Source organism: Citrobacter meridianamericanus, assembly GCF_041320245.1.
In the GTDB taxonomy this organism is placed as follows: Bacteria; Pseudomonadota; Gammaproteobacteria; order Enterobacterales; family Enterobacteriaceae; genus Citrobacter; species Citrobacter meridianamericanus.
The window spans coordinates 1,875,894-1,890,821 of the sequence record NZ_CP101036.1; the positions used below are offsets into that span (position 1 = coordinate 1,875,894).

At 54.7% G+C, this 14,928-nt stretch carries 17 protein-coding genes; 16 read left to right on the forward strand and 1 reads right to left on the reverse strand.

Annotation, left to right across the window (positions count from 1 at the left end; genetic code table 11):
• Positions 1 to 77 precede the first annotated feature (77 nt).
• Positions 78 to 1,739: a malate dehydrogenase (quinone) gene (mqo, locus tag NMD08_RS08895; protein WP_151219881.1), complete on the forward strand. Its 1,662-nt coding sequence runs from the start codon at positions 78 to 80 to the stop codon at positions 1,737 to 1,739.
• Positions 1,740 to 1,786: 47 nt separating this feature from the next.
• Here mqo and eco read toward each other — a convergent pair whose 3' ends face one another.
• Entirely contained in the window at positions 1,787 to 2,284 is a 498-nt protein-coding gene (eco, locus tag NMD08_RS08900; RefSeq protein ID WP_187253580.1) for a serine protease inhibitor ecotin, read from the reverse strand.
• A 413-nt stretch (positions 2,285 to 2,697) separates the two neighbouring features.
• Between eco and napF the strand changes: the two genes are divergently transcribed.
• From napF to NMD08_RS08975, 15 genes are all read left to right on the forward strand, one after another.
• On the forward strand, positions 2,698 to 3,189 hold the full coding sequence (napF, locus tag NMD08_RS08905) for a ferredoxin-type protein NapF (RefSeq protein WP_151219880.1): 492 nt from the start codon (positions 2,698 to 2,700) through the stop codon (positions 3,187 to 3,189).
• A complete protein-coding gene (napD, locus tag NMD08_RS08910; RefSeq protein ID WP_151219879.1) occupies positions 3,179 to 3,442 on the forward strand; it encodes a chaperone NapD in 264 nt (87 codons plus the stop codon). Before napF ends, napD begins: the two co-directional genes overlap by 11 nt.
• A complete protein-coding gene (napA, locus tag NMD08_RS08915; RefSeq protein ID WP_370619989.1) occupies positions 3,439 to 5,925 on the forward strand; it encodes a nitrate reductase catalytic subunit NapA in 2,487 nt (828 codons plus the stop codon). Before napD ends, napA begins: the two co-directional genes overlap by 4 nt.
• Positions 5,926 to 5,931: 6 nt before the next feature.
• Positions 5,932 to 6,627, forward strand: coding sequence for a ferredoxin-type protein NapG (napG, locus tag NMD08_RS08920; RefSeq protein WP_370619991.1), 696 nt, complete (start codon positions 5,932 to 5,934; stop codon positions 6,625 to 6,627).
• Complete coding sequence (gene napH, locus NMD08_RS08925) at positions 6,614 to 7,477, forward strand: quinol dehydrogenase ferredoxin subunit NapH (protein WP_370619993.1); 864 nt, start codon at positions 6,614 to 6,616, stop codon at positions 7,475 to 7,477. The genes napG and napH overlap by 14 nt, the downstream gene beginning before the upstream one ends.
• A complete protein-coding gene (napB, locus tag NMD08_RS08930) occupies positions 7,474 to 7,923 on the forward strand; it encodes a nitrate reductase cytochrome c-type subunit (protein WP_151219875.1) in 450 nt (149 codons plus the stop codon). The genes napH and napB overlap by 4 nt, the downstream gene beginning before the upstream one ends.
• Positions 7,924 to 7,932: 9 nt before the next feature.
• Complete coding sequence (gene napC / locus NMD08_RS08935) at positions 7,933 to 8,535, forward strand: cytochrome c-type protein NapC (RefSeq protein WP_003027548.1); 603 nt, start codon at positions 7,933 to 7,935, stop codon at positions 8,533 to 8,535.
• A gap of 20 nt (positions 8,536 to 8,555) precedes the next feature.
• Positions 8,556 to 9,176 carry a cytochrome c biogenesis heme-transporting ATPase CcmA gene (ccmA, locus tag NMD08_RS08940; protein ID WP_151219874.1) on the forward strand — a complete coding sequence of 207 codons (621 nt, stop codon included), beginning with the start codon at positions 8,556 to 8,558 and terminating at the stop codon, positions 9,174 to 9,176.
• Entirely contained in the window at positions 9,173 to 9,832 is a 660-nt protein-coding gene (gene ccmB, locus NMD08_RS08945; RefSeq protein ID WP_151219873.1) for a heme exporter protein CcmB, read from the forward strand. Before ccmA ends, ccmB begins: the two co-directional genes overlap by 4 nt.
• Before the next feature lie 75 nt (positions 9,833 to 9,907).
• Positions 9,908 to 10,645: a heme ABC transporter permease gene (locus NMD08_RS08950; protein WP_151224740.1), complete on the forward strand. Its 738-nt coding sequence runs from the start codon at positions 9,908 to 9,910 to the stop codon at positions 10,643 to 10,645.
• Positions 10,642 to 10,854 (forward strand): heme exporter protein CcmD, encoded by a 213-nt coding sequence (ccmD, locus tag NMD08_RS08955; RefSeq protein WP_370619996.1) that lies wholly within the window; start codon positions 10,642 to 10,644, stop codon positions 10,852 to 10,854. The genes NMD08_RS08950 and ccmD overlap by 4 nt, the downstream gene beginning before the upstream one ends.
• Positions 10,851 to 11,330, forward strand: a complete 480-nt coding sequence (gene ccmE, locus NMD08_RS08960; protein WP_016153767.1) for a cytochrome c maturation protein CcmE — start codon at positions 10,851 to 10,853, stop codon at positions 11,328 to 11,330. The genes ccmD and ccmE overlap by 4 nt, the downstream gene beginning before the upstream one ends.
• On the forward strand, positions 11,327 to 13,282 hold the full coding sequence (locus tag NMD08_RS08965) for a heme lyase CcmF/NrfE family subunit (RefSeq protein WP_187253428.1): 1,956 nt from the start codon (positions 11,327 to 11,329) through the stop codon (positions 13,280 to 13,282). The genes ccmE and NMD08_RS08965 overlap by 4 nt, the downstream gene beginning before the upstream one ends.
• Positions 13,279 to 13,836 (forward strand): thiol:disulfide interchange protein DsbE, encoded by a 558-nt coding sequence (gene dsbE / locus NMD08_RS08970; RefSeq protein ID WP_005129316.1) that lies wholly within the window; start codon positions 13,279 to 13,281, stop codon positions 13,834 to 13,836. The genes NMD08_RS08965 and dsbE overlap by 4 nt, the downstream gene beginning before the upstream one ends.
• Positions 13,833 to 14,882, forward strand: a complete 1,050-nt coding sequence (locus NMD08_RS08975) for a cytochrome c-type biogenesis protein CcmH (RefSeq protein WP_151219869.1) — start codon at positions 13,833 to 13,835, stop codon at positions 14,880 to 14,882. The genes dsbE and NMD08_RS08975 overlap by 4 nt, the downstream gene beginning before the upstream one ends.
• Positions 14,883 to 14,928: the final 46 nt, after the last annotated feature.

The following is a 14,928-nucleotide window of genomic DNA, read 5'->3' on the forward strand; positions in this document are numbered from 1 at the left end:
AGTGTTACCGTTGATGCCGCTCGATTTTCACCTGCATAAAAAGCAAAAAGCGATACTAAAAGTAAGGCATTAACATTATGAAAAAAGTGACTGCCATGCTCTTCACCATGGCCGTAGGACTGAATGTTGTCTCAATGGCGGCAAAAGCGAAAGCGGCGGAAGAGCAGGAAACGGACGTGCTGTTGATTGGCGGCGGCATCATGAGCGCCACGCTGGGAACCTATTTACAGGAGCTGGAGCCGCAATGGTCAATGACCATGGTTGAGCGACTGGACGGGGTAGCGCAGGAAAGCTCGAACGGCTGGAATAACGCCGGAACGGGCCACTCGGCACTGATGGAGCTGAACTACACACCGAAAAAGGCCGACGGTAGCATCAGCATTGAAAAGGCAGTCGAAATTAACGAAGCCTTCCAGATTTCCCGCCAGTTTTGGGCTCATCAGGTCAATAATGGCGTAATGCATGAACCTCGCTCATTTATCACCACCGTTCCGCATATGAGTTTTGTCTGGGGTGACGAGAACGTCAACTTCCTGCGTGCCCGTTACGCTGCACTGCAACAGAGCACGTTATTCCGCGGTATGCGTTATTCTGAAGATCACGCGCAGATTAAAGAGTGGGCGCCGCTGGTCATGGAAGGTCGCGATCCAAAACAAAAAGTTGCGGCAACGCGTACCGAGATTGGTACTGACGTGAACTACGGCGAAATCACGCGCCAGCTGATTGCCTCGTTACAGAAAAAACCTAACTTCGCGTTGCAGCTAAGCACCGAGGTGCGTGGCTTTAAGCGTAATGCTGACAATAGCTGGACCGTGACGGTCGCCGATCTGAAAAATAACGAAGCGGAACACGATATTAAGGCGAAGTTTGTCTTTATCGGTGCCGGTGGCGCTGCCCTGAAGCTGTTGCAGGAAACCGACATTCCGGAAGCGAAAGGCTATGCCGGATTCCCGGTGGGCGGGCAGTTCCTGGTTGCGGATAATCCGGACGTGGTCAATCGCCATCTGGCGAAAGTGTACGGTCAGGCCTCCGTTGGTGCGCCGCCGATGTCCGTGCCGCACATCGATACTCGTATCCTCGATGGTAAACGTGTGGTGCTGTTTGGGCCATTCGCAACATTCTCCACCAAGTTCCTGAAAAACGGTTCCTTGTGGGATCTGCTTAGCTCGACTACTACTTCGAACTTTATGCCGATGGTTAACGTGGGTCTGGATAACTTCGATCTGGTGAAATATCTGCTAAGCCAGGTGATGCTCAGCGACGATGACCGTTTTGCCGCGCTGCAAGAGTACTATCCGCAGGCGAAAAAAGAAGACTGGCGTTTATGGCAGGCAGGCCAGCGTGTGCAGATTATCAAAAGTGATGCGGAGAAGGGCGGCGTTCTGCGCCTGGGTACCGAAGTGGTCAGCGATAAAGAGGGCACCATTGCTGCGCTGCTGGGGGCTTCTCCGGGGGCGTCAACCGCCGCGCCGATCATGCTGCATCTGATGGAAAAAGTGTTTAAAGATAAAGTGGCCAGTCCCGAGTGGCAGGCTAAGCTGAAAACCATTATTCCGTCCTATGGCACGAAGCTGAACGGTAATGTTGAGGCTACGGAACAAGAGCTGCAGTACACCAGTGACGTTCTGGGGCTGAAGTATGATAAGCCGCAGGTCGCTGACGAAGCGCCGAAACCACAGCTCAAACCTCAGGCACAACAGCAGCCTGAGCAAAAAGCTGTCGCGGATATCGCGCTGTAAATAAAATGCCGGATGAGGCGCTACGCCGCCATCCGGCATATTCTCACTTATCGCGCGACTGCGTCCTGAATTTTATCTTCCGCTTTCCAGATGCGGTATTTCACGTCCACGTTTTCCGGGGTGTAGACCACAATCGGCAACTTGCTGTTGTAACGCAGCATACCGTCATCACCCAGATACGCGGTGATGAATTTCTTCTCTTTCTTACCGTCCGGGCAAGCCATCATGGTTGAGATCGGAGACGTAACTTTGTCAAAGACATAGTAGTCATATCCCCAACCTTCCAGCGTTTTGCTGTCCAGCTCTCCGCCCAGGCGGTGTTGGTTGCAGTCAACTTCCAGTGTTTGTCCGATCAGTAGTTCTACTTTGAGAGTAGATTCATCTTTCTCAGGAGTAAGTTGGATAACCTGGCGTTTCATACCCTTTTCCGCTTTAGGATAGGGGGCGACTTTTTCCAACGGCTGAGCGCTGGTATCGTTACTGGCAGCCCACGCAGAGGTACTGGCAAATGCGGCGAAAAGTACGGCAGGGACAATTGTCTTCATCTTATTGTTCACAGTGTTTCCTTTCTTCTGTCTTATGAACGAGTCTGGATCAGGTTAACATATTTACATAATCTATTAATCTGTATTTACTTATATTTAAGGTGGATTAAATAGTATTTATCTATCTCTATAGCGATATATTCCAGGAGTTATCCTAATGTTGAGATTTTCAGCTTTTTACGAAATTCGTTATATATGTGTTTATATAACTCATTGAAATGTGAGCAAAAGCGCATTTTTTCCCGCCAACTCAACACTCCTTTGATCCGGCAACAGCATTTACCTCGATTGGGGTATGCTCCTCTAACACATCCTGAAATATCTTACGGCTAAAAATAATTACTCATAAATAGTGCAGTTTTTTATGTCGTTCAACCCGTCGAGGGAGAGCGTCATTATGGAAGGACAATGTCATGGTTGATTTATCCCGTCGAGGTATGTTGACAGGCAGTTGGCGAAATGCCAACGCGGGGATCCGTCCGCCATGGAGCAAGGAAGACTCCCACTTTCTGGCCCATTGCCTCCGTTGTGACGCCTGCATCCAGGCGTGTGAAACCGACATCCTGCAGCGAGGCCAGGGTGGTTACCCGAGCGTAAATTTCAAACACGGCGAGTGCAGCTTTTGTTATGCCTGCGCAGAAGCCTGTCCCGAATCACTTTTTCTTCCGCGCCACACCAGGGCATGGGATCTGAATTTTACTATCGGGGAAAACTGTCTCGCACACCAGTCCGTTGAATGTCATCGCTGTCAGGATAGCTGTGAACCCATGGCTATAACCTTTCGTCCCATGCTGTCCGGCATTTATCAGCCGCAGCTCGACAATCAGGACTGTAACGGATGTGGCGCATGTGTCGCTATCTGCCCGGTATCAGCCATTAACGCGGAGTACAACCATGGACAATAACTGGCAGGTCTGCAGCCTGGTCGTTCAGGCCAAAAGCCAGCATATCAATGATATCGCCACACAGTTACGTTCCTTTCCCGGTTGCGAAGTTGCCCTCAGCGATATGGAAAGCGGCCAACTGATCGTGGTGGTGGAAGCTGAACACAGCGAAACGTTAATGAAAACTATTGAGTCAGTGCGCAACGTTGCGGGCGTACTGGCGGTGTCGCTGGTTTATCACCAGCAGGATGAGCAAGGTGAGGAAACACCATGAAACTCAGTCGTCGTAGCTTTATGAAAGCTAACGCCGTTGCGGCCGCTGCGGCGGCTGCCGGGTTAAGCGTGCCGGGCGTAGCCCGTGCGGTAGCCGGTCAGCAAGAGGCCATTAAATGGGATAAAGCCCCGTGCCGTTTTTGCGGGACGGGCTGTGGCGTATTGGTCGGGACGCAGCAAGGGCGTGTTGTGGCATGCCAGGGCGACCCGGATGCGCCGGTTAACCGTGGGCTTAATTGTATCAAAGGTTACTTCTTGCCGAAAATCATGTACGGAAAAGACCGTTTAACGCAGCCGATGCTGCGCATGAAGGACGGGAAGTATCACAAAGAGGGCGAGTTCACCCCGATTAGCTGGGACCAGGCTTTTGACGTGATGGAAGAGAAATTCAAAACGTCCATGAAAGAGAAAGGCCCGGAGTCTATCGGTATGTTCGGCTCTGGTCAGTGGACGATTTGGGAAGGTTATGCTGCGGCTAAATTGTTCAAAGCGGGTTTCCGTTCCAATAACATCGACCCGAACGCGCGTCACTGCATGGCGTCAGCGGTAGTCGGCTTTATGCGTACCTTCGGTATGGATGAGCCGATGGGCTGCTATGACGATATCGAGCATGCTGACGCTTTCGTCCTGTGGGGCGCGAATATGGCGGAAATGCATCCGATCCTGTGGTCGCGCATCACCAACCGTCGTTTGTCCGACCCTAACGTTAACGTCGCGGTTCTTTCCACCTTCCAGCACCGCAGCTTTGAGCTGGCGGACAACGGTATGGTCTTCACGCCGCAAACCGATCTGGTGATCCTCAACTACCTCGCGAACTACATTATTCAAAACAATGCGATAAATCAGGATTTCTTTAGTAAGCACGTTAACGTGCGTAAAGGCGTAACGGATATCGGCTACGGTCTGCGTCCTACCCATCCGCTGGAAAAAGCGGCGAAAAATCCGGGTTCCGATGCCTCTGAACCGATGAGCTTTGAGGACTACAAAGCTTTCGTTGCCGAGTACACACTCGATAAAACTGCCGAAATGACCGGCGTCCCGAAAGATCAACTGGAACAGTTAGCTCAGCTGTATGCCGATCCGAAGAAAAAAGTCATCTCCTACTGGACGATGGGCTTCAACCAGCATACCCGCGGCGTGTGGGCCAACAACCTGGTCTACAACCTGCACCTGCTGACCGGCAAAATCTCCCAGCCAGGCTGTGGTCCGTTCTCGTTGACCGGCCAGCCTTCCGCCTGCGGTACTGCGCGTGAAGTCGGTACGTTCTCTCACCGTTTGCCTGCGGACATGGTGGTAACGAACGAAAAACACCGCGATATCTGCGAGAAGCACTGGAATATACCGGCGGGGACAATTCCGGCGAAAGTCGGCCTGCATGCCGTGGCGCAAGACCGTGCGCTGAAAGACGGCAAGCTCAATGTCTACTGGACGATGTGTACCAACAACATGCAGGCTGGTCCGAACATCAACGAAGAACGTATGCCGGGCTGGCGCGATCCGCGCAACTTCATCATTGTCTCCGATCCGTATCCGACGGTCAGCGCCCTGTCTGCTGACCTGATCCTGCCGACCGCAATGTGGGTAGAAAAAGAAGGCGCCTACGGTAACGCGGAACGCCGTACACAATTCTGGCGTCAGCAGATTAAAGCGCCGGGCGAATCGAAATCGGATCTGTGGCAACTGGTGCAGTTCTCTCGTCGCTTCAAAACAGAAGAGGTGTGGCCGGAAGAGCTGCTGGCGCAGAAACCGGAACTCCGCGGCAAAACGCTGTATGACGTTCTGTTTGCCACGCCTGCAGTGACGAAATTCCCGGTGGCTGAACTGGCTAACGATCAGCTCAACGATGAGTCCCGTGAGCTGGGCTTCTATCTGCAAAAAGGACTGTTCGAAGAGTACGCCTGGTTTGGTCGCGGTCATGGGCACGACCTTGCGCCATTTGACGATTATCACAAAGCGCGCGGCTTACGCTGGCCGGTCGTTGAGGGTAAAGAAACCCAGTGGCGTTACAGCGAGGGCAACGACCCTTATGTAAAAGCGGGCGAAAGCTACAAGTTCTACGGTAAGCCGGACGGCAAAGCGGTCATCTTCGCGCTGCCGTTTGAACCTGCTGCTGAAGCGCCGGATAAAGAATACGACCTGTGGCTGTCTACCGGACGTGTGCTGGAACACTGGCATACCGGCAGCATGACACGCCGTGTGCCTGAACTGCACCGCGCTTTCCCGGAAGCCGTGCTGTTTATCCACCCGCTGGATGCAAAAGCGCGCGATCTGCGCCGTGGCGATAAAGTCAAAGTGGTTTCCCGTCGTGGCGAAGTGATTTCGATAGTTGAAACACGCGGTCGTAACCGTCCGCCGCAGGGGCTGGTGTACATGCCGTTCTTCGATGCCGCACAGCTGGTGAACAACCTGACGCTGGATGCGACAGATCCGCTCTCCAAAGAGACGGATTTCAAGAAGTGCGCCGTGAAACTGGCGAAGGTGTAACGCGTTATGTCCCGGTCAGCTAAACCCCAAAATGGCCGCCGCCGCTTTCTGCGCGATATGGTTCGTGCTGCGGGTGGGCTGGCCGTCGTTGGCGTGGCGCTGGGGTTGCAACAGCAAACCGCACGAGCAACCGGCGTGCGGTTGCGCCCGCCCGGCGCACTTAGCGAGGAGGCGTTCGCCAGCGCCTGCGTGCGCTGCGGACAGTGCGTTCAGGTCTGCCCGTATGACACGTTGAAGTTGGCGACGCTGGCCTCCGGGCTGGCAGCGGGTACGCCGTATTTTGTCGCTCGTGAGATTCCCTGCGAAATGTGTGAGGACATTCCGTGCGCCAAAGTCTGCCCCAGCGGCGCATTGGACAGGGAAATTGCATCCATAGACGATTCACGTATGGGGCTGGCAGTACTGCTGGATCACGAAAACTGCCTCAACTATCAGGGGTTACGCTGTGACGTTTGTTATCGCGAGTGCCCGAAAATTGATGAGGCTATCACCCTTGAGCTGGACCGCAACATGCGTACCGGCAAGCACGCGCGGTTTATTCCTACCGTGCACAGCGATGCCTGTACCGGCTGCGGGAAATGCGAAAAAGTCTGCGTACTGGAGCAGCCTGCAATAAAAGTGTTGCCGCTGTCGCTGGCGAAAGGGGAGTTAGGACACCATTACCGCTTCGGTTGGCTGGAGGGGAACAATGGCAAATCGTAAACGTGATGCCGGGCGTGAAGCGCAGGCGAAAAAAGGATGGTGGATGAGCCATCGCTGGCTGTTGCTGCGTCGTCTGAGTCAGTTTTTGGTCCTGGCGATGTTCCTCAGCGGCCCGTGGCTTGGCGTGTGGATCCTGCATGGCAATTACAGTAGCAGCCTGTTGCTGGATTCCATTCCGTTCACCGACCCACTGATCACCCTGCAAAGCCTGGCCAGCGGACATCTGCCGGCGACGGTGGCGTTAACGGGCGCCATCATCATCACGGTGCTGTATGCCCTGGCGGGTAAGCGACTGTTTTGCAGTTGGGTTTGCCCAATGAACCCGGTTACCGATTTAGCCAGTTGGCTGCGCAGAAGGTTTGACTTGAATCAGTCCGCGACCCTACCGCGCCATATACGGTACGTCCTGCTGGTGGTCATTCTGGTCGGTTCAGCGCTGACTGGTACGCTGCTGTGGGAGTGGATAAACCCGGTTTCTCTGCTGGGACGCATCCTGGTAATGGGATTCGGTAGCGGAGCGTTGCTGATCCTCGCGCTGTTTTTATTTGATTTACTGGTCGTTGAACACGGCTGGTGCGGGCATCTCTGCCCACTGGGTGCGCTGTATAGCGTAGTGGGAAGTAAAGGTGCATTAACCGTCTCAGCAAAAGAACGTAACAGATGTAACCGCTGTATGGATTGTTTTCATGTTTGCCCGGAACCGCATGTGCTACGTGCGCCGGTGCTGGATGAGCAAAGTCCGGTGCAGGTAACCAGTCGCGATTGCATGGCCTGCGGTCGCTGTGTGGATGTCTGTTCTGAGGATGTTTTTACAATAACAACACGATGGAGTTCGGGAGCGAAATCATGAAAAGCCATGACCTGATTAAAGCGCTGAGTCAATGGATGGCCGCGCTGGCCTTGCTAGTCAGTGGGGCAGTTTGGGCTGCAAATGGAGTGGATCTGAGCCAGTCACCGGAAGTCTCAGGAACGCAGGAAGGGGCGATTCGCATGCCGAAAGAGCAAGTGCGTATGCCGCTGAACTATGTGAATCAGCCGCCGATGATTCCGCACAGCGTTGAAGGATATCAGGTGACGACTAACACTAACCGCTGCCTGCAATGCCACGGTGTGGAAAGCTATCGCACCACCGGTGCGCTGCGCGTCAGTCCTACGCACTTTATGGATAGCGACGGCAAGGTATTGGCTGAAGTCGCGCCGCGTCGTTATTTCTGTCTGCAATGTCACGTTCCGCAGGCTGACGCTGCGCCGATTGTTGAAAATACCTTCACCCCCTCGAAAGGTTACGGGAAATAAGAGGTCATTATGGAAAATTCTAACCGTAAACCAGGCTGGATTAAGCGCGTCTGGCAATGGTGGCGTCGCCCCAGCCGTCTGGCGCTCGGCACGCTGTTGTTAATCGGCTTTGTGGGCGGCATTATTTTCTGGGGCGGCTTTAATACCGGTATGGAAAAGGCCAATACAGAAGAGTTCTGCATTAGCTGTCACGAAATGCGCAATACGGTGTACCAGGAATACATGGAAACCGTACACTACAACAACCGTAGTGGTGTGCGAGCGACTTGCCCTGATTGCCATGTCCCACACGAGTGGGGTCCAAAAATGATCCGTAAGATCAAGGCCAGTAAAGAGCTGTACGCGAAAGCACTGGGGTTAATAGATACACCGCAGAAATTTGAAGATCATCGTTTAACGATGGCGCAAAATGAGTGGCGGCGTATGAAAGATAACAATTCGCAAGAGTGTCGAAACTGTCACAACTTCGAGTTTATGGATTTAACCGCCCAGAAAGGCGTAGCGGCCAAAATGCACGACCAGGCCGTGAAAGACGGGCAAACCTGTATTGACTGCCATAAAGGGATAGCGCACAAACTGCCTGATATGCGCGAAGTCAAACCGGGCTTTTAACAGGATGTAGATAACCAGGTATGCTTGAAGCCAGAGAATTACTTTGCGAGCGGGATGACAGAATACTTTTCAGTGAGTTGTCATTTCGCGTCAACGCAGGGGAATGGGTACAAATTACCGGCAGCAACGGCGCAGGGAAAACCACTCTTCTGCGGTTGCTTACCGGGCTGGCGCGTCCCGATGCAGGGGAGGTTTGCTGGCAAGAGCAACCGCTGCATCATGTGCGGGATAGCTACCACCAACAATTGTTGTGGATCGGACATCAGCCGGGGATAAAAACCCGGCTTTCGGCGTTGGAGAACCTGCGTTTCTTCCACCACGACGGCGACATCGCACAGTGTCTGGCGGCGCTGGCGCAGGCGGGGCTTGCCGGATATGAAGATATTCCGGTGAACCAACTCTCCGCCGGACAACAGCGGCGCGTGGCGCTGGCCCGTTTGTGGCTGACTCGCGCCCGGTTGTGGATCCTCGATGAGCCCTTTACCGCCATTGATGTGAACGGCGTTGAGCGACTGACTCAGCGTATGGCGCAGCATACGGAGCAGGGGGGTATTGTTATTCTCACTACCCACCAACCGCTCAATGTCGAAACCGATAAAGTGCGACGTATTGCGCTGACCAGCGAGAGGACAACGCAATGATGTGGCGAATCTTCCGTTTAGAACTGCAAGTTGCGTTTCGTCATAGTGCGGAAATCGCCAATCCTTTATGGTTCTTCCTGATTGTTATCACGTTGTTCCCTTTGAGCATCGGTCCGGAGCCGCAACTGCTGGCGCGTATTGCACCGGGCATCATCTGGGTTGCGGCACTGCTGGCGTCGTTGCTGGCGCTGGAACGGTTGTTTCGTGATGACTTACAGGATGGCAGCCTTGAGCAACTGATGTTGCTGCCGCTGCCACTGCCGGCAGTAGTTCTGGCGAAGGTGATGGCGCACTGGGTTGTGACCGGTTTGCCTTTGCTCATCCTCTCGCCGTTAGTCGCTCTGCTGCTGGGCATGGATATGTACGGCTGGAAAATTATGGCGTTGACCTTATTACTTGGGACGCCAACGCTGGGCTTTCTCGGCGCACCGGGCGTGGGGTTGACGGTAGGTTTAAAGCGCGGCGGTGTGTTGTTGAGCGTGCTGGTTCTCCCGCTCACCATCCCCTTACTGATTTTTGCGACCGCCGCGATGGATGCGGCTTCCATGCACTTACCGGTTGAAGGGTACATGGCGATTTTGGGCGCGTTGCTGGTAGGCAGCGCCACGCTAAGCCCGTTTGCCACGGCTGCGGCGTTACGGATAAGCGTGCAATAGCGCAGATTAGATGTGCAGGCCGGGCAAGACGCTCAGGCAAAACGGATATTAATTATGGAGTCTGGTGACTGAACTATGTGGAAAACACTTCATCAATTGGCGATGCCCCCTCGGCTCTATCAGATCTGTGGCTGGTTTATTCCGTGGCTGGCGATTGCCAGCGCGGTGGTACTGATTACAGGCTTGATCTGGGGCTTTGGTTTCGCGCCTGCAGATTATCAGCAGGGGCAGAGCTATCGCATTATTTATCTGCACGTTCCGGCGGCAATATGGTCGATGGGCATTTACGCCTCGATGGCCGTTGCCGCGTTTGTCGGCCTGGTCTGGCAGATGAAAATGGCCAATCTGGCGTTGGCTGCGATGGCGCCCATTGGTGCAGTGTTCACCTTTATTGCGCTGGTGACGGGTTCCGCATGGGGCAAACCGATGTGGGGAACCTGGTGGGTTTGGGATGCCCGACTCACCTCTGAACTGGTACTGCTGTTTCTCTACGTTGGCGCCATTGCGCTGTGGCATGCGTTTGATGACCGCCGCCTGGCGGGGCGTGCTGCCGGCATTCTGGTGCTGATTGGCGTGGTCAACTTACCGATAATTCACTACTCGGTTGAGTGGTGGAATACGCTGCATCAGGGGTCAACCCGCATGCAGCAGAGCATCGATCCGGCAATGCGCGCGCCGCTGCGTCTGGCTATCGTCGGCTACCTGTTACTGTTTGTCACGCTGGCGCTGATGCGCATGCGTAACCTGATTTTGATGATGGAAAAACGCCGCCCCTGGGTGAGCGAACTGATCTTAAAAAGAGGCCGCCAATGACCCCTGCATTTGCATCATGGAGTGATTTTTTCGCGATGGGCGGTTACGCCTTGTATGTCTGGCTGGCTGTCGCCATGACCCTTATTCCTCTGGTGGCGCTGGTGCTGCATTCTGCATTACAGCATCGCGCAATCTTACGCGGTGTGGTGCAGCAGCGGGCGAGAGAAGCGCGTATGCGTGCGGCGCAAGTGCAACGGGAGGCGGCGTGAATATTCGACGTAAAAATCGGCTATGGATAGCCTGTGCGGTGCTTGCTGGTCTGGCTTTGACCATTTCGCTGGTGCTCTATGCGCTGCGTTCCAATATCGATCTGTTCTATACGCCGGGAGAGATACTCTACGGTAAGCGTGAAACCCAGCAGATGCCTGAAGTCGGTCAGCGCCTGCGCGTGGGCGGTATGGTTATGCCCGGCAGCGTAAAGCGCGATCCGCAGTCATTGAAAGTGAATTTCAGCATCTATGACGCCGAAGGTGTGGTGGATGTAACCTATGAAGGTATTCTGCCGGACCTGTTCCGTGAAGGGCAGGGCGTCGTCGTTCAGGGCGAGCTGGACGGGGGAAATCATGTGCAGGCCAAAGAGGTTCTGGCCAAACATGATGAAAACTACACCCCGCCGGAAGTCGAAAAAGCGATGCAGGAAAACCATCGTCGTCCGGAAAGTGTCTATAAGGATAAAACGTCATGATGCCTGAAATTGGCAACGCGCTGTTATGCCTTGCGCTTGGCGTTGCATTACTGCTGTCGGTCTATCCGCTTTGGGGCGTAGCGCGCGGCGATGTACGGATGATGGCTTCCGCGCGGCCCTTTGCCTGGGTGTTATTTATCTGTGTGATGGGGGCGTTCCTGATTCTGGTCAACGCCTTCGTGGTTAATGACTTTACCGTCACCTACGTCGCAAGCAACTCCAATACCCAGCTTCCGGTCTGGTATCGGGTGGCGGCGACGTGGGGCGCGCATGAGGGCTCGCTGCTGCTGTGGGTGCTGCTGATGAGTGGCTGGACGTTCGCCGTCGCGGCGTTCAGCCAGCGCATGCCGCTGGATATCGTCGCCCGCGTGTTGGCGGTGATGGGGATGGTCAGCGTCGGCTTCCTGTTGTTTATCCTGTTTACCTCCAACCCGTTTGCCCGCACGCTTCCTAACTTTCCTATTGAAGGGCGCGATCTGAACCCGCTGTTGCAGGATCCGGGGCTTATTTTCCACCCGCCGTTGCTGTACATGGGATATGTCGGTTTCTCCGTGGCATTTGCTTTTGCCATTGCCGCGTTGATGAGTGGACGACTGGACAGCACCTTCGCCCGTTTTTCGCGTCCGTGGACGCTGGCGGCGTGGGTCTTTTTGACGCTGGGCATTGTGCTCGGTTCTGCCTGGGCCTATTACGAGCTGGGTTGGGGCGGCTGGTGGTTCTGGGATCCGGTCGAAAACGCCTCGTTTATGCCATGGCTGGTAGGAACGGCGCTGATGCACTCGTTGTCGGTGACAGAACAGCGCGCCAGCTTTAAAGCATGGACGCTGCTGCTGTCAATCTGCGCCTTCTCGCTTTGCCTGTTAGGAACTTTCCTTGTGCGCTCTGGCGTGTTGGTGTCGGTGCATGCCTTCGCCTCCGATCCGTCGCGCGGTATGTTCATTCTGGCCTTCATGGTGCTGGTGATTGGTGGCTCCCTGCTGCTGTTTGCCGTGCGCGGTCACAAGGTTCGCTCGCGGGTTAATAACGCACTGTGGTCGCGTGAATCGCTGCTGCTGGGGAATAACGTTCTGCTGATTGCCGCCATGCTGGTGGTGCTACTGGGCACATTGCTGCCGCTGGTGCACAAACAGCTTGGGTTGGGCAGTATTTCGATTGGCGAGCCGTTCTTCAACACAATGTTCACCTGGCTAATGGCGCCGTTCGCGCTGTTGCTGGGGATTGGACCATTAGTGCGCTGGGGGCGTGACCGACCGCGTAAGCTGAAAACACTATTGCTTGTCGCGTTTGTCACCACGCTTGTCCTGTCGCTGCTGCTGCCGTGGCTGTTTGAGGATCGCATTGCGGCGATGACCGTCGTGGGCCTGGCGATGGCGTGCTGGATTTTTGTACTGGCGATGGCCGAAGCGTTCCTGCGTATTTCCCGCGGAACGAAGTTAACACCAAGCTATTGGGGCATGGTGTTGGGTCACGTAGGGTTGGCGATCACCATTGTCGGTATTGCCTTTAGCCAGAACTACAGCGTTGAACGTGATGTGCGTATGAAGGCGGGTGATAGCGTCAGTATCCATAACTATCAGTTCACGTTCCGCGAAGTGAGAGATATTACCGGACCAAACTACCGGGGGGGCGTTGCCATTATTGGCGTCACTCGTGATGGTAAACCGGAAGCCACGCTGCATGCGGAAAAACGCTTCTATAACAGCACCAGTTCGATGATGACTGAAGCGGCAATTGACGGCGGATTCACACGTGACCTTTACGCTGCGCTGGGCGAAGAACTGGATAACGGCGCCTGGGCTGTACGTCTGTATTATAAACCGTTTATTCGCTGGATTTGGGCCGGAGGATTGCTGATGGCGCTGGGTGGGTTGTTCTGCCTGTTTGATCCACGCTATCGCCAGCGCACGCGTCCTCGCGCTGCGGTGCAAAAAAATGCGTCGGAGGCTGTATGAAGCGCAACGCACTGTTAATCCCGTTTATTATTTTTCTCATTATTGCTGCGGCGCTGCTGTGGCAGTTAGCGCGCAACGCGCAAGGGGACGACCCCACGAATCTGGAATCGGCGCTGATTGGCAAACCGGTTCCAACATTCCGCCTCGAATCGCTGGAAAATCCGGGCCAGCATTATCAGGCCGATGTGCTGACGCAGGGCAAACCGGTATTGCTGAACGTCTGGGCGACCTGGTGTCCGACCTGTCGCGCAGAGCATCAGTATCTGAATCAGCTGTCTGCGCAGGGCGTGCGGGTGGTGGGTCTGAACTATAAAGACGATCGCCAGAAAGCTATTGTCTGGCTGAAAGAGCTGGGCAATCCATATGCGCTGAGCCTGTTTGACGGCGATGGGATGCTTGGCCTGGATCTTGGTGTGTACGGCGCGCCGGAGACGTTTCTGATCGACGGGAAAGGCATTATTCGCTACCGCCATGCTGGTGACTTAAACGCCAGGGTATGGGAAAGCGAGATCAAACCGTTGTGGGATAAGTACAGTAAGGAGGCTGCGCAATGAGAGTTTTACTGGGCCTGCTAATGCTGGTTATCTCGGGATCCGCTCTGGCGACTATTGACGTGATGCAGTTTAAGGACGAAGCGCAGGAGCAGCAGTTCCGTCAGCTTACCGAACAACTGCGTTGTCCTAAATGTCAGAACAACAGCATTGCTGATTCTAACTCAATGATTGCCACTGACCTGCGCCAGAAAGTGTACGAACTGATGCAGGAAGGAAAAAGCCAGAAAGAAATTGTTGATTACATGGTGGCGCGTTACGGCAACTTCGTCACTTACGATCCGCCATTGACGCCGCTTACCGTGCTGCTGTGGGTAATGCCGGTGGTAGCCATTGGTCTGGGAGGCTGGATTATTTTCGCTCGTACCCGCCGACGCGTTCGGGTGAAACAGGAGGCGTTTCCTGACGACGTTATCCCGGATGGCAAGCGCGGTGGATTCGGGTTGTTTGTGCCTGGCATCGTGGTGGCGCTGGGGGTTGGCGCAGTGAGCTATTACGAAACCGGCAACTATAAGCAGGTTCAGGTCTGGCAACAGGCCACCGCTCAGGCTCCGGCGCTGCTGGAGCGGGCGTTGGATCCAAAAGCTGATCCGCTCAATGAAGAAGATATGACACGTCTGGCGCTGGGTCTGCGCACTCGCTTACAAGCCGATCCTGCCAACGTTGAAGGTTGGATCATGCTTGGGCGCATTGGCATGGTACTTGGTAACGCCAGTACGGCCACTGAAGCCTATGCCAATGCTTATCGACTGGATCCGAAAAACAGCGATGCTGCGCTGGGCTATGCGGAAGCGCTGACCCGTTCTTCCGATCCTGACGATAACCGTCGGGGAGGGGAGCTGCTACGCCAGTTGGTACGCGGCGAACATGCCAACGTGCGGGTTCTCAGCATGTACGCGTTTAACGCTTTTGAACAGCAGCGCTTTGGCGAGGCGGTTGCGGCGTGGGAGATGATGCTGAAATTATTACCCGCCAACGATACTCGTCGGGCGGTGATAGAACGCAGCATTAAGCAGGCGATGGAACAGCTAACGCCGCAGGAGAAGTAAGATTGGAAGATGCCGGATGGCGACGCAAAGCGTCTTATCCGGCCTA